This is a genomic window from Candidatus Nitronauta litoralis (assembly GCA_015698285.1).
In the GTDB taxonomy this organism is placed as follows: Bacteria; Nitrospinota; Nitrospinia; order Nitrospinales; family Nitrospinaceae; genus Nitronauta; species Nitronauta litoralis.
In genome coordinates, this window is sequence record CP048685.1 from 2,690,057 (window position 1) to 2,716,422 (window position 26,366).

At 44.3% G+C, this 26,366-nt stretch carries 23 protein-coding genes; 12 read left to right on the forward strand and 11 right to left on the reverse strand.

Annotated features, from left to right (window positions below):
- Nucleotides 1–129: 129 nt before the first annotated feature.
- The 7 genes from G3M70_12230 to G3M70_12260 all read right to left on the reverse strand — a co-directional run bounded on the left by G3M70_12230 (nucleotide 130) and on the right by G3M70_12260 (nucleotide 6,533).
- Nucleotides 130–1,113, reverse strand: a complete 984-nt coding sequence (locus G3M70_12230; protein QPJ62597.1) for a class I SAM-dependent methyltransferase — start codon at nucleotides 1,111–1,113, stop codon at nucleotides 130–132.
- A 12-nt stretch (nucleotides 1,114–1,125) separates the two neighbouring features.
- Nucleotides 1,126–2,022, reverse strand: coding sequence for a polysaccharide deacetylase family protein (locus tag G3M70_12235; protein ID QPJ62598.1), 897 nt, complete (start codon nucleotides 2,020–2,022; stop codon nucleotides 1,126–1,128).
- Nucleotides 2,023–2,037: 15 nt separating this feature from the next.
- Nucleotides 2,038–2,835 carry a glycosyltransferase family 2 protein gene (locus tag G3M70_12240; protein QPJ62599.1) on the reverse strand — a complete coding sequence of 266 codons (798 nt, stop codon included), beginning with the start codon at nucleotides 2,833–2,835 and terminating at the stop codon, nucleotides 2,038–2,040.
- A gap of 2 nt (nucleotides 2,836–2,837) precedes the next feature.
- The gene (locus G3M70_12245; protein QPJ62600.1) at nucleotides 2,838–3,659 is read right to left on the reverse strand and encodes a methyltransferase domain-containing protein; all 822 of its coding nucleotides are present in this window, start codon (nucleotides 3,657–3,659) and stop codon (nucleotides 2,838–2,840) included.
- Between the two features lie 5 nt (nucleotides 3,660–3,664).
- Entirely contained in the window at nucleotides 3,665–4,354 is a 690-nt protein-coding gene (locus tag G3M70_12250) for an oligosaccharide flippase family protein (protein ID QPJ63803.1), read from the reverse strand.
- Between the two features lie 8 nt (nucleotides 4,355–4,362).
- Nucleotides 4,363–4,944 carry an oligosaccharide flippase family protein gene (locus tag G3M70_12255; GenBank protein ID QPJ62601.1) on the reverse strand — a complete coding sequence of 194 codons (582 nt, stop codon included), beginning with the start codon at nucleotides 4,942–4,944 and terminating at the stop codon, nucleotides 4,363–4,365.
- 176 nt (nucleotides 4,945–5,120) lie between these two features.
- Nucleotides 5,121–6,533 carry an undecaprenyl-phosphate glucose phosphotransferase gene (locus tag G3M70_12260; GenBank protein QPJ62602.1) on the reverse strand — a complete coding sequence of 471 codons (1,413 nt, stop codon included), beginning with the start codon at nucleotides 6,531–6,533 and terminating at the stop codon, nucleotides 5,121–5,123.
- Nucleotides 6,534–7,655: 1,122 nt separating this feature from the next.
- On the opposite strand from G3M70_12260, the gene G3M70_12265 reads away from it, so the two are divergent.
- The 10 genes from G3M70_12265 (at nucleotide 7,656) to G3M70_12310 (ending at nucleotide 19,997) form a co-directional block, all read left to right on the forward strand.
- The gene (locus tag G3M70_12265) at nucleotides 7,656–8,603 is read left to right on the forward strand and encodes a polysaccharide export protein (protein QPJ62603.1); all 948 of its coding nucleotides are present in this window, start codon (nucleotides 7,656–7,658) and stop codon (nucleotides 8,601–8,603) included.
- Between the two features lie 50 nt (nucleotides 8,604–8,653).
- Nucleotides 8,654–10,213 carry a hypothetical protein gene (locus G3M70_12270; protein QPJ62604.1) on the forward strand — a complete coding sequence of 520 codons (1,560 nt, stop codon included), beginning with the start codon at nucleotides 8,654–8,656 and terminating at the stop codon, nucleotides 10,211–10,213.
- Complete coding sequence (locus G3M70_12275; protein QPJ62605.1) at nucleotides 10,210–10,836, forward strand: CpsD/CapB family tyrosine-protein kinase; 627 nt, start codon at nucleotides 10,210–10,212, stop codon at nucleotides 10,834–10,836. The genes G3M70_12270 and G3M70_12275 overlap by 4 nt, the downstream gene beginning before the upstream one ends.
- 13 nt (nucleotides 10,837–10,849) lie before the next feature.
- Nucleotides 10,850–12,877, forward strand: a complete 2,028-nt coding sequence (locus tag G3M70_12280; GenBank protein ID QPJ62606.1) for a hypothetical protein — start codon at nucleotides 10,850–10,852, stop codon at nucleotides 12,875–12,877.
- A 275-nt stretch (nucleotides 12,878–13,152) separates the two neighbouring features.
- Nucleotides 13,153–13,305, forward strand: a complete 153-nt coding sequence (locus tag G3M70_12285; protein QPJ62607.1) for a hypothetical protein — start codon at nucleotides 13,153–13,155, stop codon at nucleotides 13,303–13,305.
- A gap of 2 nt (nucleotides 13,306–13,307) precedes the next feature.
- The gene (locus G3M70_12290; protein QPJ62608.1) at nucleotides 13,308–14,519 is read left to right on the forward strand and encodes a GNAT family N-acetyltransferase; all 1,212 of its coding nucleotides are present in this window, start codon (nucleotides 13,308–13,310) and stop codon (nucleotides 14,517–14,519) included.
- Between the two features lie 45 nt (nucleotides 14,520–14,564).
- The gene (locus G3M70_12295) at nucleotides 14,565–15,875 is read left to right on the forward strand and encodes a radical SAM protein (GenBank protein ID QPJ62609.1); all 1,311 of its coding nucleotides are present in this window, start codon (nucleotides 14,565–14,567) and stop codon (nucleotides 15,873–15,875) included.
- Between the two features lie 194 nt (nucleotides 15,876–16,069).
- Nucleotides 16,070–17,155, forward strand: a complete 1,086-nt coding sequence (locus G3M70_12300) for a radical SAM protein (GenBank protein QPJ62610.1) — start codon at nucleotides 16,070–16,072, stop codon at nucleotides 17,153–17,155.
- Nucleotides 17,156–17,342: 187 nt separating this feature from the next.
- Nucleotides 17,343–18,854, forward strand: coding sequence for a hypothetical protein (locus tag G3M70_12305; protein ID QPJ62611.1), 1,512 nt, complete (start codon nucleotides 17,343–17,345; stop codon nucleotides 18,852–18,854).
- Between the two features lie 3 nt (nucleotides 18,855–18,857).
- Entirely contained in the window at nucleotides 18,858–19,997 is a 1,140-nt protein-coding gene (locus G3M70_12310) for a glycosyltransferase family 4 protein (protein ID QPJ62612.1), read from the forward strand.
- Between the two features lie 39 nt (nucleotides 19,998–20,036).
- Here G3M70_12310 and G3M70_12315 read toward each other — a convergent pair whose 3' ends face one another.
- From G3M70_12315 to G3M70_12325, 3 genes are all read right to left on the reverse strand, one after another.
- Nucleotides 20,037–21,323, reverse strand: a complete 1,287-nt coding sequence (locus G3M70_12315) for a nucleoside permease nupX (protein QPJ62613.1) — start codon at nucleotides 21,321–21,323, stop codon at nucleotides 20,037–20,039.
- 87 nt (nucleotides 21,324–21,410) lie between these two features.
- Nucleotides 21,411–21,878, reverse strand: a complete 468-nt coding sequence (locus tag G3M70_12320) for a DUF4262 domain-containing protein (GenBank protein QPJ62614.1) — start codon at nucleotides 21,876–21,878, stop codon at nucleotides 21,411–21,413.
- A gap of 47 nt (nucleotides 21,879–21,925) precedes the next feature.
- Complete coding sequence (locus G3M70_12325) at nucleotides 21,926–22,336, reverse strand: CBS domain-containing protein (GenBank protein QPJ62615.1); 411 nt, start codon at nucleotides 22,334–22,336, stop codon at nucleotides 21,926–21,928.
- A gap of 408 nt (nucleotides 22,337–22,744) precedes the next feature.
- Between G3M70_12325 and G3M70_12330 the strand changes: the two genes are divergently transcribed.
- Both G3M70_12330 and G3M70_12335 read left to right on the forward strand, forming a co-directional pair.
- On the forward strand, nucleotides 22,745–23,185 hold the full coding sequence (locus G3M70_12330) for a heme-binding protein (protein ID QPJ62616.1): 441 nt from the start codon (nucleotides 22,745–22,747) through the stop codon (nucleotides 23,183–23,185).
- 42 nt (nucleotides 23,186–23,227) lie between these two features.
- On the forward strand, nucleotides 23,228–24,019 hold the full coding sequence (locus G3M70_12335; protein ID QPJ62617.1) for a class I SAM-dependent methyltransferase: 792 nt from the start codon (nucleotides 23,228–23,230) through the stop codon (nucleotides 24,017–24,019).
- A gap of 81 nt (nucleotides 24,020–24,100) precedes the next feature.
- On the opposite strand, the gene G3M70_12340 is transcribed toward G3M70_12335, so the two are convergent.
- Nucleotides 24,101–26,188 (reverse strand): response regulator, encoded by a 2,088-nt coding sequence (locus tag G3M70_12340; protein ID QPJ62618.1) that lies wholly within the window; start codon nucleotides 26,186–26,188, stop codon nucleotides 24,101–24,103.
- Nucleotides 26,189–26,366 lie beyond the last annotated feature (178 nt).

A 26,366-nucleotide genomic window follows, 5' to 3' on the forward strand; every position in this document is an offset into this window, starting at 1 on the left:
ATCAAGTCAAACGCGATTTTAATACAATAGGCTAATCGGGCTAAATTCAATCAATATTATGTATTGAGTATGGTTGATTCTAAAAATGTCTGCGACTGGTTGATGAGATTACTTTTCGGGCTCTAGAAATTATTGGTTTTTGCTGTCTATTGGTTTCGGTGTGGCCACCACATGCAGCAGGTTTCCCATTCCAAAAAGTTTGAATGGGATAAAAAAAACAGCGGAGAACATCATTAAAAAATAATGGGGGTTGGTTGGAAAGCTGGGTTTTTGGCGTTTGATGATTTGATACCAGGCGATTCTCATGGATTGGATAACAGCATCCATCCGAAAATCTGTTTTACTTTTGGTAACAGTGAATCCTGTGTTGGTTAGTAATTGGCCTAAAGTATCTTGTGAAAAATAATATTTATGATAGGGGAGATGCCAGCAGAACCAGTTTTTCCCGAACAAAAATCGTTCAATAGAATTGAAATTTGGGCAGAGAATATGAAGTTTTCCGTCAGGTTTCAGTAAAGAGCGGGCTTTCTCCAGTGCCTCTTTTGGGTTCTCTATATGTTCGAGGGTAAAAGAAAACAGGACTTGGTCAAATTTTTCCCTTTCCCAGGAAAAGTCTTCAAAGAGGTTGCAATAAACCTCCAGACCAGCCTTTTTGGCCTGTTCTGCAAGGCTTGGGCCGGGTTCGACCCCAACAACCTCTGCCCCCATTTCCTTTAGGGGGCGAATGATTTTTCCTATTCCGCAGCCCACTTCCAGAATTTTTCCTTTGGGGGTGACTGAGGAGATGGCGTACTTGTCGTACTGAACCCTGAGCTGTGACAACAGTGCCAGCACGCCCAGCTTTTTCAACAGTTCTTTTACAGGGTTTTTCTTTTCAGGGGAGGGTGTGTGGGTTTCTTCCTGGATTTCATGAAAAATTCCGTAATGATCCCGGTAAAACAAATCCAGTTCGTCGGGCTGGGGCAGGTTACGTGTTCTGACCAGTCCACACCCTTTGCAGCGGATCACTTCAAACTCCCCTTGTCGATCCAGAAAGGGATCACTGGTGATGGTCAGGGATTTTCCATCAGATTCTTCGCATTGAACGCAAGTTGTGAAACGGTATTTGCTCATATTCAGGCCTCATCAACTGTAAACCTGTTTTCCTTTTGCTAATTTGGCAATCGATTTATAAACCCGATAACCGGGGGAGAAGAAAAATTTCAAGTCAAAGTACGTTGTGAATTCCCAAACAGCAATGCGGATAATGTGAAACTTGTCGGGCTTTTGATTTTTTCCGTTTAACTGGTCACCTACAAAAGCACCAGCGTAACCGTTTTCCGACAACAGCCTGGAAACCTGCGGGTTCTCGTAGTCACAATAAGGATAACAAAAACCTGTCACTTTGTTGTTCAATCTTTTTTCAATGATTTCGCGGGACCGGGTCAGCTCATTTTCAAGGTCTTGTTCATTGAGTGTGGAAATAAAGGGGTGTGTGTTTGTGTGAGATTGAAAATCGACACCACCCGCGCTCATCTCTTCAATTTCCTCCCAATTTAGAAGAGGGTATGTTGAGGTTTTATGCAACTTGTTTTTTTCCGCCTCAATGTCTACTTCCGACTCTGAAAGTGTGGGGAGCAGGCGATCCAGAATAATTTTTTCGTCACGGATAATCCAGCTTGCAGTTTTTCCGACGTAATCCGTTACCAGAAACACTACCGCAGGATATGAAAATTCCTTCAGGAGGGGAAAGGCGTGTGTGTAGAGGTTTTGGTAGCCATCATCAAAGGTGATGAGAAATTTATTTTTTAGAGACTTGTTTTGTTTCTTGTACTGGAAGTAGTCTTCCAGCGAAAGGGGCTCATAACCGTTATCACGGAAAAACTCGAACTGTTTTCTTAATGTGTCAGGAGAGACGGAGAGGACGGATTTTGAAGTGTCTATGGAATGGTAGGTGAATACCGGGATGTGATTCGACCCGGTAAACTTGCCAATCAAATAGCAGCCGACTTTTACCAGTTTTTTTATCAGATTCCGAAGCATGAACGTGGGGCTTTCCTAGAGGCACGATGGGACGGAGGTGAATTTATGTTTCCAGAAAAAATACAGGATACTTTTAACATGGTGAAATTTTAGTTTACTGAAAAGCTTTTTTGCACTGTCGCGCTGGTAATCGTGTACGGCCTGAAGATCAGGCATGAAGTAGTTTTTGTATCCGGCCAATTTCAGTCTATAGCAAAGGTCTACATCTTCGTAATACATTGTAAACTGTTCGTCCATCAAATTCATTTCTTCATAACGCTCCCGCGTGAACATCAGGAAAGCCCCCAGTCCCCAGTCTATTTCAAAGGATTGGGTCCGGTCTTTTCCTGACAAAAGGTAGTTTTTGTAAAGGGAGGCATTAGGAAACAGTTTGCCCAGTTTAAAGCCTCTGAATAAAATTGCAGCCAGTGTCGGGAATTGCCGGATACTGTATTGAGGAGTGAGGTCTGAGTTTAAAAGCTCAGCGCACACAACACCAACTTTGGGTGTTTCCTGCATTTTTTTCAGAAGGTTTCCCAGATCGCCTTTGATGATTTCGATATCTGGGTTGAGGAACAGGATATTACGGCCCTGACTGTTTTTAAAGCCAAGATTACAGTTGGCAGCAAAACCCATCGGTATTTTGTTTGGGATGACCTTTACATCTGGAAAACGAGAAGCCATCATTTTACTAACTTGAGGACTGTTGACGTTGTCCACCAGAATCATTTCTATCTGGATATTTCCCTGATGTTCAAGAATGGAACAGAAACATTTTTCCAGATACTTTTCGTGATTGTGGTTGACCACAATAATGGAAAGGTCAACAGACATGATCATTTTTCCAGTTCTACAATCATGTAGTAGGTAAAACGCCGGAGTCCTGGGAATATATTGTATGTAGCAGAATCAAGACGGTAAACCAGGCGCATCAGGGTGGGTCCTTTAAAACAACTGATATATCCCGACAGCAGTCTGAAAAAAACCAGAGAGGGATAATGCAGCCTGCATTTTCCATCAAACATTTTGTTCAATTCATTAGTTTGTTCCAGGCCTAACGGGGCTTCATCGTCCGTGCCGTACTTTGGAACTCCATAACGGCCGGTAAGGCAATCGCGGGCCATCATGAGCAGTTTGTTTTGTGCAGATGTTTCAATAAAGATGGCTTTCCCGCCTGGTTTAAGTACTTTCTTTATTTCAGGTCCGGTTTTGTCAATTTCTATGTGGTGTAATACAAAATTGCCAACGACAAAATCAAAACTTTCGTCTTCAAATTCGAGCTCTTCAAAGTCCATGACCAAGGTATTAACGTTATCCGATACACCGTTTACCAGCGCGCGGTTTCGGGTCAACTCGACACTTTTTTCTGAGATGTCAATGGCAGTCACCAGGGCTCCGTGTTTAGCCAGGACCGTTGCCATGAATCCATTGCCGCAGCCACAATCCAGGACTTTTTTGCCTTTAAGGTCTCCAAAGATATCCACGACCATTTTTACCGCTTTATCGAGGCCGTAAAATGGCAGTTGGGGTTTGAGTTTGTCGTTAAACTTGCCGTCTTCAACCTGCAAGTCAGCGCGTTCTACATCTGAAAGCATTTCAGAGATGTTTTTATCCCAGAATTCGCTTTCCGCTTTTAATCTTTCTGTATGTTCTGTCATAGAACCTATTCCGTTGCAGTAGTTGTTTGTTTGGGAGCTGCTATCAGGACATAGCATGCCCACATCAGGACGACACCGTTAAAAACTTTCATTATAGATGTTACAAAAGCAGCGCCAATCGCAGAATGTTCGGGAACAGCTATAACGTTGCCAATGCAAGTGAGTATCATAGTAAAGATTCCCACATAGGTAAAGATTTGAGGCTTATTGAGGGACAATAATATGAGAGAGATCGGATGTGCCGGCAAGCTGATCAGGGTTCCAATAAACATGATCTGAAAAACAAGAATGGTTTCCTGATACTTGTCAGAATAAATAGTAAGAACCAGAGTGTCCGCAAAAAAGTAAATAGGGGAAAGAAGGACAACCATCACAACCGACACTTTTAGGGTCTGTTTGACAAATGCGATGAATTCTTCCCGGCTTTTATATTTACTTACTTTTGGCAAAAATACGGTCAACATTGAGAACACAAGTAAATCCAGCCCAAAGGCCAGGTTCCAGGCGCTTGAAAAGATTCCGACATCTGGAGCGCTTTTATAAAAACCAACAAAATAAAAGCCGGCCTGCATTTGCAGGATGCCTATGATATTGGTGCCGATGTTCCATTTGCTGAAGTGCAGTAATTCTTTTGCCGTGCTGTTGTCAGTGTTCTTTGCTTTTAAGAAACCTTTAGGAACAAGGATGAAGCTTATTAAAAAGGTTAAAAAAAAACCACGACATGCGCCTGGAGCATAGGTTCAAGTTCCTTGATATTGAAAAAAAACAGAACCGCAACTGCTGCCAGTTTTACCAGCCCATTTGAAACATTGATAATGCCATGCAAAAGGAATTTTTCTTTAGTTTGGATTACGGCCAGGGAAAACCACCAAAGCGACATCCAGATCGTTCCCATGCAGGCGTAGAAAATAGGGTTTTTATATTCCGGGTGCTGGAAAATCGTGTTGGCGATGAAATCGGCCAGGAGCATGCCAAGTATCAGGAAAAGAGTGGCCACCACGATCCGCATTTTGAAGACGGATTTAAAATATCTGTAAGCTTTATCCTTGGCTTTTTCAATATGCTCTGAAGCAAAACGTACCAGTGCCCAGTCCAGACTTTTACCCGTGATTTCGACACCAACAGCAATTGTGGCCATGAAGATGGAAAAGAGACCGAAGTCAGCAACAGTGAGCAAACGCGCCACCATAATAATGGAGAGAAAGCCAAGCCCGGTGCGGGCCAGTTGCCCTCCAAGCACACACGCTACCTGCAGGAAGAGATCGCTTTTAAAAAAATCTTTCATCGTGTTCCAATACTAACAGTTGACATTTTAATATCCCTGTCTAAAAAAACAGAATTTCGAAAAAAGGCACAGCCCGTTTTTTGGGAATTTAAATATACACGAAAAAACCGTGTTCCCTCGCTTTGTAGAAATAAATTTGAGTGTCGGGATGGTCCCTTTAAATGAAGGGAAGGGATCTAGTGGGCATTGATTCCGGTGAAGCCTTTGAAGATACTCAGAAAAATTATCTTGAGATCAAATGCCAGGGACCAGTTGTTTATGTAATCCAGATCAAACTCAACCCGTTTTTCCATTTTATCAAGGCTGTCTGTGAGCCCTCGATAGCCATTGACTTGTGCCCATCCAGTGATGCCGGGTAATACTTTTTGACGATGCATGTAGCGATCCACGATTTTTCGATGCTCTTCATCGAGAGGAATTGGATGAGGACGCGGGCCAACAATCGACATCCTGCCTTGCAGTACATTAATGAACTGGGGCAATTCGTCCAGGGAATACCGCCTTAAAATATTTCCGATAGCGGTCACCCGATCATCATTTTTGTTGACCTGGGAAAAACTCGCATCATCTTCATTCGTCTTGAAGGTCCGGAATTTCCATATTACAAATTTTTCACCTGCCAACCCGTAACGTGTCTGGCGAAATAAGATGGGTCCCTTGGACGTTAGCTTCACCAATAGTGCTATGACCAGAAGGGGGGTGCTGATTATCAACAGGATAATGCTGGAGATGACAATGTCTTCAATTCGCTTGACGAGGATGTTGAGCCCTTTATGCGGTGTATCGATCAAGCCAACAACCGGCAAGTCGCCCAGGCTGTCCCATGTTGAGTGGAGTAGGTCAAAGGTTGACAGGTCGGGCACCAGGTAAATGGAAGAGGTTGTGTTTTTCAACCGGTCACACATTTCCTTGATTCTGAGCTCAGCTCTCATTGGTAGTGCAATGTAGATGATGTCGACCTTTCCCTGTTCCGCCATCTCAATGAGGTCGTCAAAATTTCCTTTAATGGGGACAGGGCCATCGACCAGAGGACGACCGTGTTCCCGAAAGCGGCCATCATAAACACCGAGCAAACGGATCCCCATCCACGAAGTTTGTGCAAGATTGCTCGCTATTTTTTGTCCAACCCCGGTTCCCCCAAGAATCACTGCTGTTTTCGAATTAAGGCCAAAAGCCCTCAGGCATCTCAGAGCTACCCGGATACCGATACGGGTACAGGCAAATGCGACTGTGGTGATGGCGAACCAGTAAAATATCGCCGTGTTCATAAAAAGAAGGTCAGGATTGAAAAAGTACACAGACAAGGTGATCAGCACACAGGCAAAAACCCAGCTCAGGCAAATACCCTGGATTTCGGAAAATAGAGAAGAAGTTCTCCAGGACCGATACAGGTGATTGAAGCTTGCCGCCAATGTGAAAAACCCTGCTCCTACCATGGATAAGATCATGTGTTCCTGGGTCCATACGCCACCATAGTGAAGGCAGGAATACCAGAGGCATAATATGATTAGAAGCCCATCCGTAACCCTGCTGAACTCAACAAAGGCTCCGCTATGGTTTCTTACCATTTCTGGATTGAACTTGAACATGGCGATATTCGTAGTTGTTTCTGGTGAATTAAAAATTACCAGATTACACACTCATTCTGGATTAATTTCATTAGTTTTTAATGTGTCAAGGATCCGGTTAAAAAAAGAGGTCCCGACTGGTCTTATGAAAAAGGCCAAAAATTTAAGGATACTTTTTGTTCCGGGTCACATAGAAAATAACACTACAAAGCTTAGAGAAGTATTTAATGTGAAATAGATTTACATTTGGGATTTACCCAAAATTTTATAGATTTCCCTTCTCCGGTAGAAAAATATACGGTGTATATGACTCCTATTGCAACTTATTTTTCAATGGTTAATCCTATATTTTGTCAATTTTATTGAAAATGGCTTTATAAGCTATGACAACTATTTTTAACCTTAGTGTAGTTTTTAAGACAAACAAATCGACTGTTTTTTATTAGTCGTTTGTACTACACGTAATGGCTTGTTTTTGCTGGTAATTATCCAACGTTATATTTACATAAGTCTTTTTAGAAGTGGAAATATCAAAAATAATATCCTGCAAGTCTAAAAAAACCGTTCAGAGTTAAAAGGTGTAAAAAGGGATGATTGACAAGTGGTATTTCCAGTTTTTTTCAGCCGAGAACTTTGGAATAGGGTCCATGGACAATGCTCAAAAATACATAAGTTATTGAAAAAAAAGGCTAACTGTTTTATTTTGCAATTCAATCTACTGAATATTTTATTCGGTTTATTATACATTAACCATAAATCTAATTTATGCAATTTGCTCGCTTATTTTTATTTTTATCACGCTGAACAAATTAAAATCTTGCCTTCACCCAATATAGTATTTAACGGAAATTTTAAAAATTTGTACCAAAAATCAAATCGGAAAAATCATAATAATGGTGTTCATGTAAAGAGCCTATTCCCTCCTGATTTTTTAACTTGGTGGTAAGGTCTTTTTATGTTATTGATATTACATGCATTAGTAGAATCCGGACAGGATTTTCAGTGTTTTTTATCCGGTGATAATGAAAACAATTAGGGTTCCTGGACTGGACGATTGAGTGACTCATCTGGATTACTTTTCTGCGAAGGCTTTTTAGGGGAAAAGGGTTTATCCATTTGATTTATTTGCCGTAAAAGAAAGATATGAAAAAAAACATTTTATCAAGCAAGATTGAAACTGGTCTAAGAAAAAGCATTCCCTTGCTCCTGCCTTTTAAGGAAGAGGTTTGCGGGAGTGAGGCTTGTTTTGCAAAGACCCTTGATTTTAATTGTATTAGGTGGATGTCTTGTTTTGTTGCGACGTTTATTTTAATGGTGACTTCAGGTTGTACCACCACTGAACCGGTAACCGGGCCTCCAAAATTTGAGCCGCAAAGCCAAATGCTCAGTCAGGTTCATGCTGGAGTCAAGATACCTGTGAATCGGATTTCCATTGCCCCGGGACAAACCCCGTCACCATTGCCAGCACTGCCTGCATACGTTCTCATGCCTGAGGATGAGATCGAAGTGAAGTTTCACTTCCAGCCTGAGTTTAATGACCGGATGAAGATCCGCCCGGATGGCAAAATCTCCCTGCAACTAATTGATGAAGTTATGGCTTCCGGGTTAACACCGGTAGAACTGGACAAAGTCCTGTCTGAAAAATATTCCAAGGTGTTGGTTCAGCCGGAACTTACCGTAATTGTCCGTAATTTTTCTGGACGTAACGTCTTTGTCGGAGGCGAGGTAGGATCTCCAGGGATGATTCCGATTAAAGGTCCACTGACGGCACTGCAGGCAATTTTGCAGGCTGGCGGTTTGAAAAACACCTCAGAAATGAAAAACATCATTTTGCTCCGGAATCAGGGGTCGAAACAACCCCTGTTTGCAAAAATCAATCTGGATGAAGGGGTGAATCATACATTGGGCAAAAACGACATTTATTTGAAACCCTTTGACGTTGTGTTTGTGCCCAAGTCAGATATTGCTACGGTGAATCAATTCGTCGAGCAATATATTAACAAACTGATCCCAAACGTTGCCAAGGCAGGCTTTTCCTGGATATACACGCTGAATCCAACATTCTCGGGTGCATCCACCTTGACCCAGTAATAATTGCCGGATGACTTAATCAGTCATTCAATAGCGACAAACGAGACGAGATGGCAGAACAGGAAATACGACCGTTATCGATAAGAGATTTTCTCGCTACCCTGTTCAAGAGAAAGAGGCTGATCATGGTCCTTTTTCTTTTGGGAGTTATCGGGGTAACGGCGGGGGTATATCTTTGGCCGAAAACTTATGAAGCTACAGCCAAAATTTTAGTCAAACTGGGTCGCGAAAATATATCCATCTCCTCGCTTTCCGAATCGGCGCAGTCGAAAGTCATGACTTCCCTCCAGGTGAGAATTGAGGACATCAACTCTGAAATCGAAATTCTTCGCAAACGGGAGCTCGTCGAACAACTCATCGAAAACCTGGGAATGGATTTTCTGGTGCCAAAGGGACCGCGCAAGTGGTACCAGAAACTCAAGGACGATATCATCGACGGGATTAAGGAAGCCCTCTATTACCTCAAGCTTGTGAAGAGACTGACTCCCTACGAGCAACTGGTTTTGGGAATCACTAAAAACCTTAACGTGGAGCAGATCCCCCGATCAGATATTATTCTTGTGACATTTCACTGGGGTGATCCGGAAATTGCACGCCAGGCTGTTCAGACCCTGATAGAGCTTTTCCTTGAGAATCATATTGATATCCACAAAACATCGGAGGATTTCACCTTCCTCCAGCAACAGGTAAACCTGACACGTGATCGTCTTGAAGAGCTGGAAACCCGTCTTGAAGATTTAAAGCTGAATGAAGGGATCATCTCCTATATAGACCAGCAACGTCTGCTTTTGCAAAATAAAGCAGACCTGGAAGAAGCAAAGAAGCTGGTGGAAACTGAGTTGGCCGGAGCGCGTTCCGAAATTGAAGAATATGGAAAAGAACTTTCTGAAGAATCAGAAGTGATCAAAATTGACTCGCAGTTCAAGCGCAATCCAATTCTGGATCCGTTGAAAACAAAATTGTTGAACCTTGAACTGGAAAAAGCCAAGCTTGAAAATAAGTTTCTTCCTGACAGTCGTCCCATCAAGGAAATAAAAAATGAAATAGAAAAAGTGAAGGCTAAACTGGAAATTGAACAGGAACGGGTCGCGGGTATTGTGACCATGGGTGTCAACCAGATTTATGAAAGCACACGGAAAGGTCTGATCCAGACGCGTGTACGTCTTGGATCTTTGAGAGAAAAGAAGGATATTCTTGAGCGGCAGTTAAAGTGGTACGACGATAATCTCAAACGTCTGAGTTTCTCCGAAATGGAATTGAAACGTCTCGATCGTTTGATTGGGATTGAGAGTGGGAATTACAAGCTCTATCGTAAACGGTTGGAAGAGGCTCGTGTTTCCAACTTGCTTGATGCGCGGAGAGTGGTAAACGTCAAGGTGATTGAACAGCCGGTGGCGACCTATTTCCCCATCAAACCCAAAAAACTGAAAATTATTGGGATTGGTATCCTGATCAGTCTTGTGGTCGGTATCGCCATGGCAATTCTGTTTGATTATCTGGATCACACCTTGCACACGACTGAGGAAGTGGACCGCTATATCGGTCTCCGCGTGCTTGCTTCAGTCCCTGAGGGAACACGGGAATTGCCATTGCCTGGAGAAAAAACATGAGTGCCCTGGGCCCCTGTCAGGAAATCATCAATTCCATTTGGACAGATGAAAACAAAGAAGACAGGAAGGCGATTCTATTCACCGGATCGGTAAAAGGGGAAGGTGTCTCTGGGATCACTTACAACCTCGCGCTTGTAATGGCCGAAGTAAGAGCCGCAAAGGTGTGCCTGATCGACGCCAATTTTAAGAACCCTTCTCTCCACAAGAGATTGAAAAAAGAGAACCAGGCTGGGTTCCGTGATGTTCTAACCGGTGGGTGCAGCCTGTCAGATGCTATCCAGGAAACAGAGGTATCAAATTTTGATATAATCACAAACGGTGAAGTTGATTCTGCAAAGACGGCCAATGTCGAACCCAATAGTGTTCGGGCCATCATTGACAAGTTGAAGACGCGTTACGACTTTGTGATACTGGACTCGTCAAGTATCAGCCAGGATACCACTCCACTTGTGCTGGCCGGGCAGGTAGACGGGGTTGTCCTGGTGATCCGGGCTGGCAAAACCCGGTACGAGGTAGTGCAGAAATCAAAAGAGCAGCTTGAGTTCGTCCGTGCCCAAATTTTTGGGGTTGTTCTCAACCGCCGGAAGTATTTTATTCCTAAATTCATTTATCGAAATCTCTAGGGAGATCCTCTCAATGCCAAGGTTTCTGGTTCGTTCCCGGTTAATGCTGTCTGCATTTTTGGCCTTTGTTGTCGGTTGTTCCCCCGCACCCAATATAGCGGGTCCAGTTCCAGGCAACTCCGGCACGCAAAGTTCCGGGCCGGTTGAGCCCGCAAGCCCCCCCCTTGAGACCACTGCTTCCTACTGGGCAACCAAGAAACCAAATCTTGATGGTACTGTTAGTCCATCCGAGTGGAATGATGCGAATCGTGTTTCCGTCACTATGGGGATGTACACCATTGCAGGAGAGAATCCTTCGAGCCATCCGTTCACCCTTTATGTGAAAAACGACCAGACCCACCTGTACCTTGCAGGCGTTTTGGAGAGGGAGGAGCTGGACGGGTCCATGGGGATGACGATCGAATCCCTGTTGATGGATAACTTCACTATCCTGTTTGATAATAACAACGATGGGATGGTGCAGCCGGGTGAAGATAAAAAGTCTCTATACATAATCAACGGTGAGCCCTATGTAAAAGATCTCCGGCAGTTGTCGCCTGAAGAGCAGGCGCAAGGTGTGGAGGAAGAGAGTGAGCCGCAGAACATTCAGGGCACAATCACCCACACCTCGTCCAACGGGGGCACATTCAACTTTGAAGTGGCCATCCCCCTGGCATCCGGTGATAAGTACGACATCAATGTGAAGCCGGGAGGAGAACTCCGGTGGAACGTGGTCTACTTTGACAAGTTCAACATTAAAATGCAGGGCATGGAAATGGGTGGTATTTCCGGGGTCGAAGGAGAAAATGCCCTGGACTGGGGAACGCTGTTATTGGCTACAAAGGGCAGTAAACCGCCATCAGCATCGGCCCGTGCTGCTGCACCTGCACCCCCAATGACGGTAACCGCAAGTGCACCGCTCCCTCCAAATAATGACAAGGGAGATATTCAGATACTTGCCCAGGTCATGAACGACAGTGAGAAATCCGATTCCAGTTTAAAGTTTATTGGCAGTCACTCTGATTTTGTTCTCGTCGCTTTTCCTGAAAAGGAAGTTGTCGACAAAATCCGGAGGGAAAATCCGAACGCTATTATCCTGTTATTCAACAATCCTTATTTCATTTTCGGAGATAAGTTCTGGTCTGCTCCTTCGCAGAGTGCAGTCAACCAGAGGTCGGAGGTCTATTCTCTAAGGACAGACGACAATGAGATCATCCATTACGGTGGTCCTGTTTACGAAGGGATGGAAGTTGAGCAACGGCTTCCAATGATGGATATCACGAACCCTGAGTGGCAGGATTATTTCGCTGCGCAAAGCAGGAAACATGTTGACCTGAATGGTTTTGATGGAGTATTCATTGATACACTTACGGAGGATATTCCGCCATTTGCTCTTGGACGGGGCGGTAAGTTTCCGCGAGGGTATTCCACTGCAAAATGGAAGGAAGGGAACTATCAGTTTCTTCGGAAAATGAAGCAGGCTTTCGCCGGTTCCAACAAAAAAATCTTTTTTAATGGGGTCACTCGTTCGCCGGGTAAAGGAGGCGCGCTGCCCAATAAGGGCATGCTTGACATTGTTGATGGAACAGCGATCGAAGCGTTCAGTATTTACAAGTCGATGGATGCCAGCAATGCGACTAAAAAATGGTACTTTGAAAAAACCATTCTTCAGGATCTGCAGGAGGCTTCTGCAAATGGGAAATGGGTTGTCATGGAAGTCTATGGCAATAATGACGACGACCAAACCCGCCTTTATGCGCTTGCCTCATTTCTCATGGTGCAAAATGAGCGCACGTACTTCTACTTCACTCGTAAAGATCATGCGGGGGCCTTGCACTGGCGACCCGAGTGGGGTGTTACTTTAGGAAATGCAAAAGGCACTTATAAGAAAATTGCCCAGGGTGGCTATCAAAGAGATTTTGAAAATGCCAGGGTGTTGGTGAATCCAACCGGGAAGGCCATGACGGTTTCGGTGCCGGCCGGCTATAAAAACCTCCATAAACAACCCGTCACTGAGGTGGGCTTGCCACCTTATTCAGGGGCCATCCTGACATTAAATTAAAGAAAGAAGGGTTGAGCCCTTTCCACAGGTTAAAGCTTCAGAACTGGGCATTCATTGCTACCTGTGATTTCTAGTGACTTGTTTTACGGAAACCCCGGGAGGGGAATTACCTCCTGGGGCTATTTTCGTTTCAACGGATGTTGGACCGGAACGCCCTCTAGTTGTGTATAAAATTGAATTTAATGCGATTACCGCATTTTTCCTAATGCCTTCTTTTTGGCCTGTTTGTCCTGAATTGCTTTAGAATTTAATTAGAATATTAGGAATAGCCCCACATGATTATGTTCAGTCTGCTGTTTTGTGTTTTAATATATGAGGTCGAAGCCGCCGGAAACTTGGCGTTGCTGAATGAAACGCATGGGGCAGGTCAATTGCTTTTTACCGGGATAGCATCCCGGACTCCTGATTTAGAAAGTGAAAGCATTTAATAATGCCCCCATCGTTGGAAAGCGCAATACAGGTCAGGGAAATCAAGGCTCTTGATGAGTTCCCGGGCCTAAAGGATAGCTGGGAGGTTTTGGGAGAGGCCCATTCCTGTTCGAATCCCTATATTTCTTATTCCTGGATTTCCACTTACCTGGAAACATTCAGGCGAGGAACGCCTTTAATCCTGGTGGCTGAAAAGGAAGGTCGGGTTTGTGCTCTTGGAGCATTTGAAATAACCGAATCCCGGTTTATGGGGTGTTCTTTTAAGAGTGTTTCTTTCGCAGGCTCAGGCCCGACCGGAACCGGTGGTTTAAGTAAGGTTGCGAAATTGTTTTCTTACGACAACCGGTTATGTTGGTCTGATCAAATGGACATACTCTGGGATCCTGAATGTCCTGAAGGTGTGACAGCCATAGTCGAGCATCTTAAAGCCAGTGAGCTTTGGGATGTGCTGGATTTCAGGGAAATGGCTCCCGACTCAAACTTTTTGAAGTTGGTAAAAGAAAGTTTTGGGGGAAACTCGTTTCTGTTGGAAGAGTTTGTTGGAACCAAATCCGGTTATATTTCGATGCCGGGTTCGATTGAAGAATTCAAGAAAGGTCTCAGTAAGAACCTTAGAAAAAATATAAAGCTCAGCCGCAACCGGATAAATAAGGATTTTGGCGATGACACGCTGAAAGTTTACGAAGACCGTTGGGAAGTGGAACGGTTGTTGCCGAGGATAATGGAGCTGGAATCCAGAAGCTGGAAAGGAACTGCCGGGATCGGGGCATTTTCAAATGAAAAGAATCGTCAGTTTCATGCAAAACTGACGGAGCGGTTTTCAGAAAAAAACCGGTTTTGTTTGTTCGTACTGGAAGCCGACGAAAAAATTCTTTCTTATATGTACACCCTGATTGCAAAAAAGGAACTCCATTTTCACAATACGGCGATTCATCCGGACTACAATCATTATTCGCCGGGCATTTCAATAATATTGAAGGCTGTTGAACACTGCATTGAAAATGGAATGGACAGAATTATCGTAGGTCGGGGTGAAGATTACTTTATCAACGCATTGTTAACGGGAAGGCAGGACAGGGTCTGGTTAAAGGTGTATAAAAACAATTTTCACATCAGGCTTTTGCATGATGCGGAATTTATTTGGGCGCCCGCAATAAAGAAACTTAAAAGCAGGTTTCAAAAAAGTGATGTTGAGGGGGCGGGAACAAACTAGATCATTTTGTCTAGATTGAATTCTGGAAAATATGGGGAGAGGGGAATGGGAACTATAGCTAAAGAAAATAGATTGATGGGGGAAATGGAAACATTACCATTAGAGGAAAAGCTGATTAAAGAGCCGTTGTATCCGACTTTTCCAAAGCTGGACAAGATGGTTAAGTTCGGCAAAAAATTAAGGCAATGCGTCCGGATCGCATTCAGTATCTGGGGGATCACCAGCAGTAAAAAACCACCGGGTCCGATTTACGCTCAGTTTGGAATTGCGGACCCGTGTAATCATAAATGTGTGATGTGTGGGGACCACCCACCGGAAACTCATGTCAGTGAAACGACCAAATCGGCCTTTTACAATACCCCGGGGATCATGTCTTTTGAACATTATAAAGGCATTCTTGATGACCTCCACGAAAGAGGAACCGTTGATATCGAAATGGTAGGGCAGGGCGAACCCATGTTGAACAAACATATTGTCGACATGGTGGCCTATGCCAAGAAAAAAGGAATGTATGTAAGGATCGTGACCAACGGCTCCCGCTTGTTTGCAAAACAGGCTGAGGCATTTGTCGATCTCGGATTGGATCGACTGCAACTTTCGTTGAATGCAGGCGACCCTGAAACATATCCGAAAATCCATGTTACGGAGTCACCGGAAAACTTTAAAAAAGTCATTGCGAATATTCGTTACCTCACGGACTATAAAAGGAAGGTAGGACGAGAGGCGCCTTACACAAGAATTTCATTTGTGATCACCAGTCGTAATTGTGCAGAGCTGGACAAGATGGTGGCGGTTGTCCATGAGATGGGAGCCGATGAAGCTATCTTTAACCACACAGTGGTACATGAAGGAAGCCAGGATTTAAAAATGTCTGAACAGCAATACAAGGATATGATGGCTTCAATTCCTGCGGCCAAGGAGCTAGCAGAAAAACTGGGTGTGAATGCCAACCTGAATACTTTTGCGGCAACACCGCCGTCCTATATGTACGAAGTAATTAAAGGCCCTCAGGTCGTCCCTTGTTACGTAGGCTGGTATTTTGCACGAGTGCTCGGTAATGGCAGTGTGCTTCCCTGTTGCCAATGCACCAAGCCGCTTTCAGAAATTGAAAACGCTGACGATTTTGGCAAGAGCTGGGACTCGGATCATTACAATAATTTCCGCGATGCAGCCCGGGCTCTTCCTGAACAAAGTGAAATGTTGAGTGGTTGCGAATGCGACCATTGCGTGTTGAGACCGCGCAACATATCCATTCATAACCTGTTGAACCCCTTCAATAAAATCAAGGCAGGGGACAGCGAAATGCTATATCACGTAAGTGATATTTTTAAATCACGAAAGGATGACAAGAATTAACTCTCGGGTTTTCCTGTCTTCTTTTTTTCATAAACGTTACTGGTTAAACCCTGAACCGGGTTATGACCGGCGGACAAACGCCTGATGAAGCTGATCTCGAGTGAAAACTAAGCGGTAAAAAGTGGCATGAAAATAAAGCCGTGTTTCAATCGGGAACTTAAACCTTCTTAAAGTGAAGACAATAGGAAAAGACAATGAGTTTGAAAAGTGTAGTTGAAAAATACAAGAAATTTATCAGTTTACCCAATCATACATTCAAGCGATTGACCAACAAGGCGGTCGTGCAGGCATCACGTACTATTGCGAGTAATAGGGCTTACGGGATTCCATCGCATATTATGATGGAAATCAGCTCCGCCTGTCAGTTGCGTTGCCCCCTATGCCCGATTGGAAATGAAACCTTCGCGCGAACGAGTGAGCTGATGGATTTCGACTTATACAAAAAGGTTGTGAATGAAATCGGCGATTATATTTATCACATCAATCTGAATGGCATGGGTGAGCCGACCCTGAATCATCAGATTTTACCGATGATCAAATATGCCAAAGAAAAAGGTATCTTTGTAGACCTCTACACCAATTTTCAGTTGGAAAAGAAATCCATGATTGAAGGGCTGATCGATGCCGGTCTGGATTCGATCCTGATCGCGATGGATGGCGCTTCCAAGGAAAACTATGAAGATTACCGTGTGGGCGGCAAGTTTGAAGCGATCGTATCAAACGTGAAACACCTTGTTGAGGCACGTAAGAAACTGGGCAGCAAGACGCCGGAAATCAATATCCAGTTTATTCCTCTAAATCATAACAAAGGGGACCTCGATAAGATGTCGGATATGGTAAGGTCCCTTGGCGCGGATAATCTGTATGTCAAACGGCCTTTCCTGTTCCGGGGAACCGGGGATTCTGAAAAAGATCATGAATACATTAAGACAGATGAAAATGAACCATCAGAAGCCGATGGCTACAACCTTTACAAGGTTGATGAGAAAGGTGCCAGCTGGCAACTCAAAACGAAAAATGTTTGTGACTACCTGTGGACCTCAACCGTGGTGCTGGCAGATGGCTCGGTGTCGCCTTGTTGTTTCGACTACGATGGCACGGTGAACTTTGGCAATGTGGGTGAGCACAAGTTCCAGGATATCTGGAACAACAAAACTTATAAAAACTTTCGCAAGGCAAACAAGAAAGACTGGAGAGCAATCCCGTTATGTGCCAATGATTTTGAAGGGGGTTGCCCTCACATGTATATTGCAGCTGATGATTGGCTGATTAAGATGTAACAGTCCCAATCCGCCCTTTCCGACGTAACTATTTGATGTATAATGGTATATGTTCCGGAGCGGTTAGCTCCAATAGGGAGGAAAGCGAACAAGATGTCTTGGGTTTCCTTCCAAAAACCCGTGCGGGTTAAGAGTTGCCGGACAATTAATTGGATGGTTTAGGGTTGCCGGCAAAGAAGGAAATGCAATGCGGCTCAGTTACATTCTTGCAGGAGTTTTTTGCGTTGCCCTTTCCTGCTCCACCATTATTTTTGGTGTTAAAAGCCTTATCCTGATGGCTGGCAGTATTGCAGCCTATCTTATCTTTCGGTATCCCGCCTTTGGTCTGGCTTTAACAATTGTTGCAGTCCTCAACTTTCAAAATCCTGGTCGTATTGGTGGTTTGGGCCAATCTACTTTTTTCCTTAGTATCGCTAAAATTGTAGGTGCCTTGACTGCTGCCTCCTGGGCATTTGGAATTCTTACCAGAAGAAAAGGGTTCGTTCTCAACAAGCAAATTGGACTGGCTTTGGGGTTTATCGCTATTTCCGCTTTTTCAATATTGTTCGCGAGCGATACCAATGTCGCCATGGCCGATGTAAGTAAGCTTTCTACCAATTTCCTCTTGTTTTTTCTGATCGCAAATATCGTCAATAAGGACAATATTCATAAATATTTTTATTTGCTGGTTTTTACGGGATTTGTAGCCAGCCTGATGGCCATTTTACAGGTCTACTTGCCTTCCATGCAGGTTTCCGGGGCTAAATCTGTGGTGGAGTTCGGATTCCAGGAAGCCGGAATCGTCAATCCGGAACAATTGAAGTCAGGCACCTTTGTGAGACCTACCGGGACTTTGGGGCATCCCAACTGGCTTTCATTTTTTCTGGTAACTTCGCTACCCCTTGCGTTTTTTGTATTCCTCAATTCCCGATCCTGGGTCAGACTGATAACCCTGGTCGTCATGGGAATGGAAATTGTAGCCATGGTTCTCACGCATGACAGAATGGCCTTGGTGGGGTTCGTTTGGGTCCTGTTGCTCTGTGTGGTCACCAAGGTAATTCGTATCACTCCTGTTCGAACGGTGGCCTTGATGCTGAGCGGGGTTGTTTTTATTCTAATAGCACCACCAACATACCTCGAGCGCGTTTTTTCTCCATCCCATTATAAGGAGAGTTCTTCCATCACGACCCGTTGGGAATTATTGACGGGTGGACTTGCCATGTTTTCAAATAACTGGCTGATAGGGGTGGGAGGTGGTAATTTTGGAATTGAATTCATGAAGCACAATCAGGATTCCGAAGCCGCCCGGATGGTATTTCTTCTGCGCAAGCAGACCCGGACAACCTATTCTGACTACAGTATGGGAGCGCATAATATGTATGTGGAAGTCGCCACGGAGACTGGAGTGATCGGAATCACAATTTTTCTGGCATTTTTGCTTCATGGGGTGAAAAATATGAACCGGATTCGAAAGGGACCGAAAAGAGATAAATACGGTACCATGGCCACGATGGTGATGATTTCAATTCTGGGGTTCGGGTGTCTCGGTCTGTTATTGCATGCTCAATTACAGAAAATCATTTGGATTGTGCTGGGTCTATCGGTTGCAGTCCATCGTATGGCTGAAAATGAAATTGAAGAGGAAAAACCAAAGCCCGCTCCCGCGGATAATTTTGAACCTCCCCCTCTTCCCCTTCGCGAAGCTCCTCTAAGGTTTTAAAAATTGAGAGTTATTTTTTTTAAAAGCAATTATCACAAGGCGGGAGGAATCGAAACTCTTCTGAAATCCGTTTTTGGACGGATAGATACAACCCGTTTCGAATTGAAAACGATTGTGATGACCCATGTTCCCGATGAACCCCTTTCTTTCATCGAGCCGGAATTCCTGAAACAAAACCCGGATCATCTGGAACTGATTCCGTGGAATGGTTTTAAATCCCTTCCTGATGCGGTCAAAATTACACGCAAGGTGATCGACAAGTTTCAGCCCGATGTCCTGTACACCCATGATATGCGTTCCAACCTTCTGGTGTTCTGCGTATCGTTTTTAAGCAAAACCCCCTGGGTTGCCCATATACACGGTTGGCTTGGTAAAAGCGCAGGTTTACGCACCTGGTTTTTTGAATGGGTCGATCGTAAGTTGATTCGAAAGGCTCAGACGGTGCTTGTGGGGTCGAATGCCCTTCGTCACCGGATCAAAACGGAGTGTGGTGTTGATGATGTCCGCCTCATTCCAAATGCGATTGATACCGGATACTTCAACAAGAGTACAGACTGGGATCGTAATTTCAGGGAGACACTTTTCCCAGGCTTTGAAGGAGTGATTGTAGGATCGGTCGGCAGGCTTCATCTCGTAAAAGGAGGACATATTTTCGTTGAGGCCTTCGCGAAGATTTTAAAAACCAACCCTGATGTTCGCTGCATCATTATGGGGGAAGGACCCGAGGAAGAAAACCTGAAGCAGCAGGCCCGCGACCTTGGAGTAGAGGCTTATATCCTGTTTCCCGGTTTTGTGGAGGACATGCGTCCTTATATTTATGCTCTCGATATTTTTATGTTGTGTTCCCTGGCCGAAAGCCTGCCTCTCGCTCTTCTTGAAGGTATCTGCATGGGAAAACCCGCGGTTGGAAGCGATGTGGGTGATGTCAGCTGCGTGCTGGATTTTGGAAAAGAGGATTTGATAGTGCCTGCTGGTGATGTCGAAGGATTTTATAGAGCCCTGAAAAATCTGATAGACAAACCAGACCTCCGTAAACGTTACGGTCAGTTATCGCGCGAAAAAGTTGAGGCAGAATACTCTATCGACTCCGCAGTGAACCGGATCCAGGAAATTTTGACAGAATATAAAGGTAGTAAAAAATAAGTCCTCCAGATATTACATAAAACTCTGCAGGGAAATGGTCTAGTGCGCCAAAACACCGGCGACACACCCGGTTAGCAGGGTCGCCAGGAAGGCCGTCCACAGGGCCCGAATTCCAAGAAGAGAGAGTTCGCTCATTCGGTTGGGAATCAGAGCGGCTAGTCCCCCTATAAAGATTCCCAGGCTTGCAAAGTGAACAAAACCGCACAAGGCATAGCTCATCGCTGTGAAAGACCGTGGAGAGAAAGTGGGTGGGGTCGCTGATTGCGCAGAGCCCAGGGAAAAGTAGGCGGTGACTTCCGTTTCGACAAACCGCGATCCAAGAATTTGCGATGCAGCCTGCCACTCTTCCGGGCGCAGCCCAAGCAGGACAACAAAGGGCCAGGTCAGCCATCCCAGAACCCGCGAAACAGATATGGATTGATCCTCTATTTGCGGAAGTATACTGAGAATCAAGTCCACTAAAGCTTCCAGCCCGAGTACGACAATCAACAAGGTTGCAATGCCTACCGCCATTTTGGTTCCTTGCTGGCCTCCGTCAATCAGCGCGACCATCAGGTTGGCCGGTTTTTCCTGAGAGGCGCCAGATGATTTTTCTGGAACATTGCCCAGGGTTTCGGGAGTTTGCGTTTCCGGCAGAGACAGTTTGCTGACCAGAACCGCGCAAGGGATCGAGATTACCGAGGCGGAAACAAGATGCCCGGCAATTTGGGGAAACACCCCGATCAAAGCAATGACATAAACACCGAGCACGGTACTGGCGACTGTTGCCATCATGCATGTGAGTAAGGTTAGTAATTCTGAGCGGGTCATGTTGGCGAGCCAGGGTTTTACTGTTAAGCTCGATTCAATTCCTACAAAAATATTGGCGGAAGCTGAAAGAGATTCCGCTCCAGATAATTTCATGGTTTTGTGGAAAAGTTTTCCGAAAGCACGCACGATAGCTGGCATGATGTTCAGGTAGTAAAGAGCCGAGACTAACGCAGAAAAAAAGATGACCGCGGGTAAAACCTGCATGGCCAGTACGAAACCAATTGAGGTTGTTCCGTTTGGCAGGGATTGGCCCGGACCCAATGCCAGGGGACCGAAAAGAAACAGCGACCCTTTTTGCGAAGCGGATAACAGGGCGACCAGCCCATCGTTGACCCACTTGAGCACAGTGCGCGAGGGTGGAAACCAGAAAACGAGCGCGCCAATAAACCAGATAAGGGTGAGGCTTCCAAAAACAGTTTTGCGGTTGATGGCGGATCGTGCTCCTGTCCCCCATGCAAGAAACAGGATGATAAAAAAACCACCCAGTGCTATCAATCGATAAAAGCTGTCTTCCATTAAAGATGTCCTGGAAAATCTATCAATTAAAATTATGGAAAAAAGTTTAGGGTATCCCGGAATGGTGCAAGGCTGGTATGGCGGAAATTATAGCGGAATAGTTGTTTTTCCATTATGCGTTAGTATTGGCTGCCAGTCTTCGAAAATGTCTGGTCCAATTCCGGACCATGGAAAAACTCCGGAAGTCGTAGGCCAGACCAATTGCCGCATTTTGAAATTGTCGCCTTTATAATACCAGGTCGCATACCCAAAATAATTTTTGTAATGGTTTTCAGATACCGTTTCAAAGTAGACGTTAAACCCTTCCAGGAATCCGGAATAAAGTTTTCCATTTGTAAAGTGTATGCCCTGTTTCAGTTGGGCTGCATATTCATTTATGACAAAACCTGCGATAGGTTCTTTCAGACCGATGACACAGAGATCAGGCTCTTGGTAGGTTGTTGCGATGCCAATAGAGTATGAAAATGCGGGATAGTCACCTTCCGCCAAAACCTGAATAATATGGCATCCATACTCGTCAATGTCGTTTAGAGCTTTTTGTTCAGAAGGGTCCATGTTAAAAGAAGGTCTAGGAAGTAAAAACCTATAGCAGTGTTAGGGCACTATTTTTTGGGACGAAACTTATTGACGTAGTAGTTTGCAATATCTTTAATTGACAGTATACCGACAACCTGTTTTTTGTCTGTGATAGCAAGGTGCCGCAGGTTTTTTTGTTGCATGATGACAAAGGCAGCAACCATTGTAGAGTTCATGTCGATGGTAGCCAGCGGTTGAGACATAACATCTTTTATTTGTACTGCCTGGGTGTCGGCTTCCACTGCAACCACTTTTCTGAGTAGGTCTGTTTCTGTAAAAATCCCTACATAGTCTTTGTCGTTTGAGACCAGAATCGCTCCGATTTTTTTTTCAGCCATCACCTGAATAGTTTCTTTCACGCTGCTTTCAGAATTAACGCTGATGATATGATCTTCCATGAAAAACTTGATCGTATCCATTGTCTCCGGGGTGCTCATCCAAAAATTCCTTTCACTAAAATAAAAATATGCTGGCGGACCTGATTAGAAAAGCTTTAGAAGGAAAACCTTTGGAACTCGATAGCTTCACTTAAGAAGGTTAGGGTAAAAAGTAAATATCCGCAAGTGGCTATTTTGGGGGTGAAATTGGGCGCATGGAAAAACTAATTGATCTGCAAGCAGGAATATCGATTCAACAATTTTGGTCTGATTGAGTTCTGATTTTAACATTTATCCCCTTTTAATACCTCTGGAAGTTGGATGGTAAAATCCTATACAATTCTTGTGTTAATGTGTCCTGCTACCAAGAGATAATCGTAAACCGACCCTTTGGGAAATGATTGAGGGATCTGATTCGGTTTAGGCGGTAAAGCTTTTATATTCTTCATCAAAAGAACAGGAGTAGTTATGGCGGAATTGACCACGGTAAAAGATTTGAGCGACGATTTGGCGAGGCATGTTTTGAGGACCGCAACGGGGAAAGCTCGCGAGCTGGATTGCAAAATGAATGTGGCTGTAGTGGGCTCAGATGGGAATCTGAAGTCCTTCTTTAGAATGGAAGGGGCCTGGACCGGCAGTATCGATATTGCCATCAAAAAAGCAAAAACCGCCCGTTTGTTTAATATGTCTACAGGTGAAGTCGGGAAGCTCAGCCAGCCTGGTGGCTCTTTTTATCAAATCGAACACAGTAATGGAGGCCTTGTGACCTTTCCTGGAGGTATACCTCTTAAAACAGCTCAAGGCGATATCGTAGGGGCTATTGGTGCGTCAGGAGATACAGTGGAGAATGAGCACAAAGTGGCTCTGGCAGGTGTCGAATATTTATTGAAAGCTTTAAAAGGTGAATAAACTGGATTTAGGTTCCAGGGGTTTCTTGTTGAGGTTTGATTCGTGAAGTCTCATTGGGCGCTTCCTGAAAATGATTATTGGTCGACTCCATTTGCTCAGACGCTTTTGCATCTTCTCGACCTGCCTCCCGGGGCGACGGTTCTCGATGTGGCGGCCGGAGGGGGAATTCCCGCATTTTATTTAGCAGATATGGTGGGAGCGCAGGGAAGGGTTCTGGCGGTGGATATCAATCAGCGGCAGGTCCTTCGTGGCAGGACATTGCAGGGAAATCGTTTTCCCTGGCTTAAGTTTGAAGCGGGAAACATGAAAAACCTGCCTCCGGATTTGTCTCAATTCGACCGAATCACAGGTAATCTGTCGTTTATGTTTTTCAGGCCCGACCGGTTGGAAGCTCTGAAAAGTCTCATCCGTTTTCTTAAACCCGGAGGCCAGATTGTGCTGACCTTTCCCTCCCTGGGGACCTTTGACTCACTGTGGAAACGGGTCGAAGATGAAATGAAGGACCGCCAGCTTCATGATGAACTGGTAGGGCTTCATGAGTATTTGGATGAAAGACCTTCTTCAGATAATGCCAGGGACTGGCTTATGGAATGTGGTCTTCAAAAAGTAGAAGTGATCGAATGGCCGCTTGAGATTAAATCCGGTTCCGGCAGGGAGTTCCTTGAACATCCTCTTTTACGCGGAGGATTTCTTGATGATATTTATGAATGCTTTAAAGACCCTGCTTTGGCTGATGAATTTATGGATGTTATAGCCAGCGATACTGGCAGGTTTTTTCCACTAATCGCCCAAAGGTGTGCCATGTCCGGATGGAAACTAAATCAAAAAACGTGATTTAAACAAGACTGTAAGAGGTCAGGTGATTTTGTGACGAGGAATTGGCTTTAGTGGTTTAAATAGAAAGATAATTTAAAATTATTTTTGGTATGAAAAAATCGTGTCAATAAACTGGTTGATTTCGAGTGGTTTAGTCAGGTATTTATCAAACCCCTCTTTTAATCCTTTCTCTCTGTCTCCCTTCATCGCTTGTGCTGTCACTGCGATTACCGGAGTGTGTTTAGTGAGAGGCTTTTCTTTAAGGATTTTTAAGACATCATAGCCGTCCGTTCCAGGAAGGTGAATGTCCAGTAAAATCAGGTCAGGATTTAAAGCTTCCGTCATTTCAATTCCAGTTGAGGCGTCCTTGGCTGTGAATAGACGGATATTATCAAACTTTCCAAGAATTCCCCGTACCAACTCTACATTAATAGTTTCGTCTTCAATGTAAAGTATCTTAAAATCTTTTAGTTTTTTTGCGCCAGGCTTTTTGGGGGACTCTCCCTTTAGAGTAAACTGTGATTCGGGTTCAAAATTTCCTCGAGGAAGTTCCACAAAAAAGCAGGTTCCCTGGTCAAGCACACTTTCGAATCCAATTTGCCCTTTCATAAGATGAACAAGGCGTTGGCAAATGGTCAGCCCTATACCGGTTCCTTCCACATCCGTGTGCTCCCAGTCCAGCCGTTGAAATGGCTCAAAAACCTTCCATCGATCTTCTTTTTTGATACCCTTTCCGGTATCATTGACTCTTAACAAAACGCTGGATGGCTCCTTTTCTTCTACTGTGATTTCAACGTTTCCATTTGGTCGGTTGTATTTAATTCCATTGGTTAACAGGTTCAAGACCACCTGTTTGATTTTGACTAAATCTCCTTTCGCAAAAATCTGTTTTTTCGAAGGAGTTTGGCAATTTATTGTAATTCCCTCTTTTTGCGCCTGAGGCAAGACAAGAACCGCCTGTTCTTCTACAAGCGCCACCATATCCACATTTTCTATTTCTAATTCAACTTTGTCCGTTTCAATTCGGGATAGATCGAGTATCTCTTTGATCAGATTGAGAAGATGGTTGCCAGCGTCATTTATGTGATTTACAAATTCAATTTTTTCAGGGTCGAGATGCTCCCCCTCGCTCATTTGTAGTAAATGACTGAAACCGATAATTGCATTGAGTGGGGTTCTGAGTTCATGGCTCACTTTGGAGAGAAAATCACTTTTTGCAAAGTTGGCTTGTTCAGCTTCCTTTTTTGCAAGTTCCAGAATTTGGGTTCGTTCTTTGACCAGGTTTTCCAGTTCTTCCTGACGCTTTTTGGCTTCTTCTTCAGACTTCTTTCTTTGAGTATGGTCACGCGCAATGCAAAGGGTTCCGAGGAAGTTTTTGTTATACCCCTTTTTTATTACCAGGTCATTGCGCACATCCCAAAGTCCGTGAGCATCGACCAGAAAGCTGACTTCCTGCATGAACTCATAAATGGGACAATCTTCTTTAACCTTGAACATAACTTCGACATCGGACGTGGCTCGAGGACCAACCCGTTTGGTTAATAAATCTTCCATCAGGGAATCGCCTTTTTCACTTATTATGGATTGCAATGGTTGGCCTTTCAGTTCCTGGGGGGTATAGCCAAGGAAGCTGACCGAAGAATTGGCGAAATCAATTAAGCCGTCTGGATCTATCTGCAAAACTATATCCGATATAGTTTCGACAATTGTGCGATAGCGTTCTTCGTTTTTGCATAACTCAAGAAAACCGGAGTCAATAATGTCGAGATCTACCCGACATCTGTGTGATATGGTGAGTAAAAATTCGCGAATAATATCTGGATTGGACCCCAGAAATTTATCAAAAGCATGTTTCCCAATTTCAATGAGAAAGCTGTCGCCAAGTGCTTTTGCACTTGCAGACCGGGGTTTCATTTCAATCATCGCCATTTCGCCAAAATAATCACCGGCACCACGCATGGCAATGTGTTTGTTTTGCTTGAAGATCTCGATGCAACCCGACAGGATAATGAACATCGAATCTCCGTGATCCCCGTCATTAAATACAATCTGGCCTTTATCAAAAGACAAATAATTTCCTTCATCTGCAAATTCGGAGATTTGTTCTTCGGAAAGATGCCGTAGAAATGGCACGCCCCGGATGATGTTGAGTCTGTCTTCGAATTTCATTTCATCCCGGTGCGGCATATAAAATCAGTATCCTTTTTGGAGCAAAAAATACGTGTGCTTTGCAGACCCTATTTAATAGACACTCCAAAAAATTCAGTTAGATTGGTCATACTATTATAGGCATGATCTTTAAAAAGTGTTGGATAAAAAGATCTTGAACTCCTAAAATATAAAAAAACCGGTTGTAAATGTTTAC

What these genes read in the sequence shown, in the direction of transcription:
- G3M70_12245 (QPJ62600.1), bottom strand. Translation starts at nt 3,659, where the DNA reads ATGACAGAACATACAGAAAGATTAAAAGCGGAAAGCGAATTCTGGGAT.
- G3M70_12295 (QPJ62609.1), top strand. Translation starts at nt 14,565, where the DNA reads ATGGGAACTATAGCTAAAGAAAATAGATTGATGGGGGAAATGGAAACA.
- G3M70_12275 (QPJ62605.1), top strand. Translation starts at nt 10,210, where the DNA reads ATGAGTGCCCTGGGCCCCTGTCAGGAAATCATCAATTCCATTTGGACA.
- G3M70_12315 (QPJ62613.1), bottom strand. Translation starts at nt 21,323, where the DNA reads ATGGAAGACAGCTTTTATCGATTGATAGCACTGGGTGGTTTTTTTATC.
- G3M70_12230 (QPJ62597.1), bottom strand. Translation starts at nt 1,113, where the DNA reads ATGAGCAAATACCGTTTCACAACTTGCGTTCAATGCGAAGAATCTGAT.
- G3M70_12235 (QPJ62598.1), bottom strand. Translation starts at nt 2,022, where the DNA reads ATGCTTCGGAATCTGATAAAAAAACTGGTAAAAGTCGGCTGCTATTTG.
- G3M70_12300 (QPJ62610.1), top strand. Translation starts at nt 16,070, where the DNA reads ATGAGTTTGAAAAGTGTAGTTGAAAAATACAAGAAATTTATCAGTTTA.
- G3M70_12255 (QPJ62601.1), bottom strand. Translation starts at nt 4,944, where the DNA reads ATGAAAGATTTTTTTAAAAGCGATCTCTTCCTGCAGGTAGCGTGTGTG.
- G3M70_12265 (QPJ62603.1), top strand. Translation starts at nt 7,656, where the DNA reads ATGAAAAAAAACATTTTATCAAGCAAGATTGAAACTGGTCTAAGAAAA.
- G3M70_12305 (QPJ62611.1), top strand. Translation starts at nt 17,343, where the DNA reads ATGCGGCTCAGTTACATTCTTGCAGGAGTTTTTTGCGTTGCCCTTTCC.
- G3M70_12280 (QPJ62606.1), top strand. Translation starts at nt 10,850, where the DNA reads ATGCCAAGGTTTCTGGTTCGTTCCCGGTTAATGCTGTCTGCATTTTTG.
- G3M70_12290 (QPJ62608.1), top strand. Translation starts at nt 13,308, where the DNA reads ATGCCCCCATCGTTGGAAAGCGCAATACAGGTCAGGGAAATCAAGGCT.
- G3M70_12330 (QPJ62616.1), top strand. Translation starts at nt 22,745, where the DNA reads ATGGCGGAATTGACCACGGTAAAAGATTTGAGCGACGATTTGGCGAGG.
- G3M70_12270 (QPJ62604.1), top strand. Translation starts at nt 8,654, where the DNA reads ATGGCAGAACAGGAAATACGACCGTTATCGATAAGAGATTTTCTCGCT.
- G3M70_12240 (QPJ62599.1), bottom strand. Translation starts at nt 2,835, where the DNA reads ATGTCTGTTGACCTTTCCATTATTGTGGTCAACCACAATCACGAAAAG.
- G3M70_12325 (QPJ62615.1), bottom strand. Translation starts at nt 22,336, where the DNA reads ATGAGCACCCCGGAGACAATGGATACGATCAAGTTTTTCATGGAAGAT.
- G3M70_12260 (QPJ62602.1), bottom strand. Translation starts at nt 6,533, where the DNA reads ATGTTCAAGTTCAATCCAGAAATGGTAAGAAACCATAGCGGAGCCTTT.
- G3M70_12320 (QPJ62614.1), bottom strand. Translation starts at nt 21,878, where the DNA reads ATGGACCCTTCTGAACAAAAAGCTCTAAACGACATTGACGAGTATGGA.
- G3M70_12340 (QPJ62618.1), bottom strand. Translation starts at nt 26,188, where the DNA reads ATGCCGCACCGGGATGAAATGAAATTCGAAGACAGACTCAACATCATC.
- G3M70_12285 (QPJ62607.1), top strand. Translation starts at nt 13,153, where the DNA reads ATGATTATGTTCAGTCTGCTGTTTTGTGTTTTAATATATGAGGTCGAA.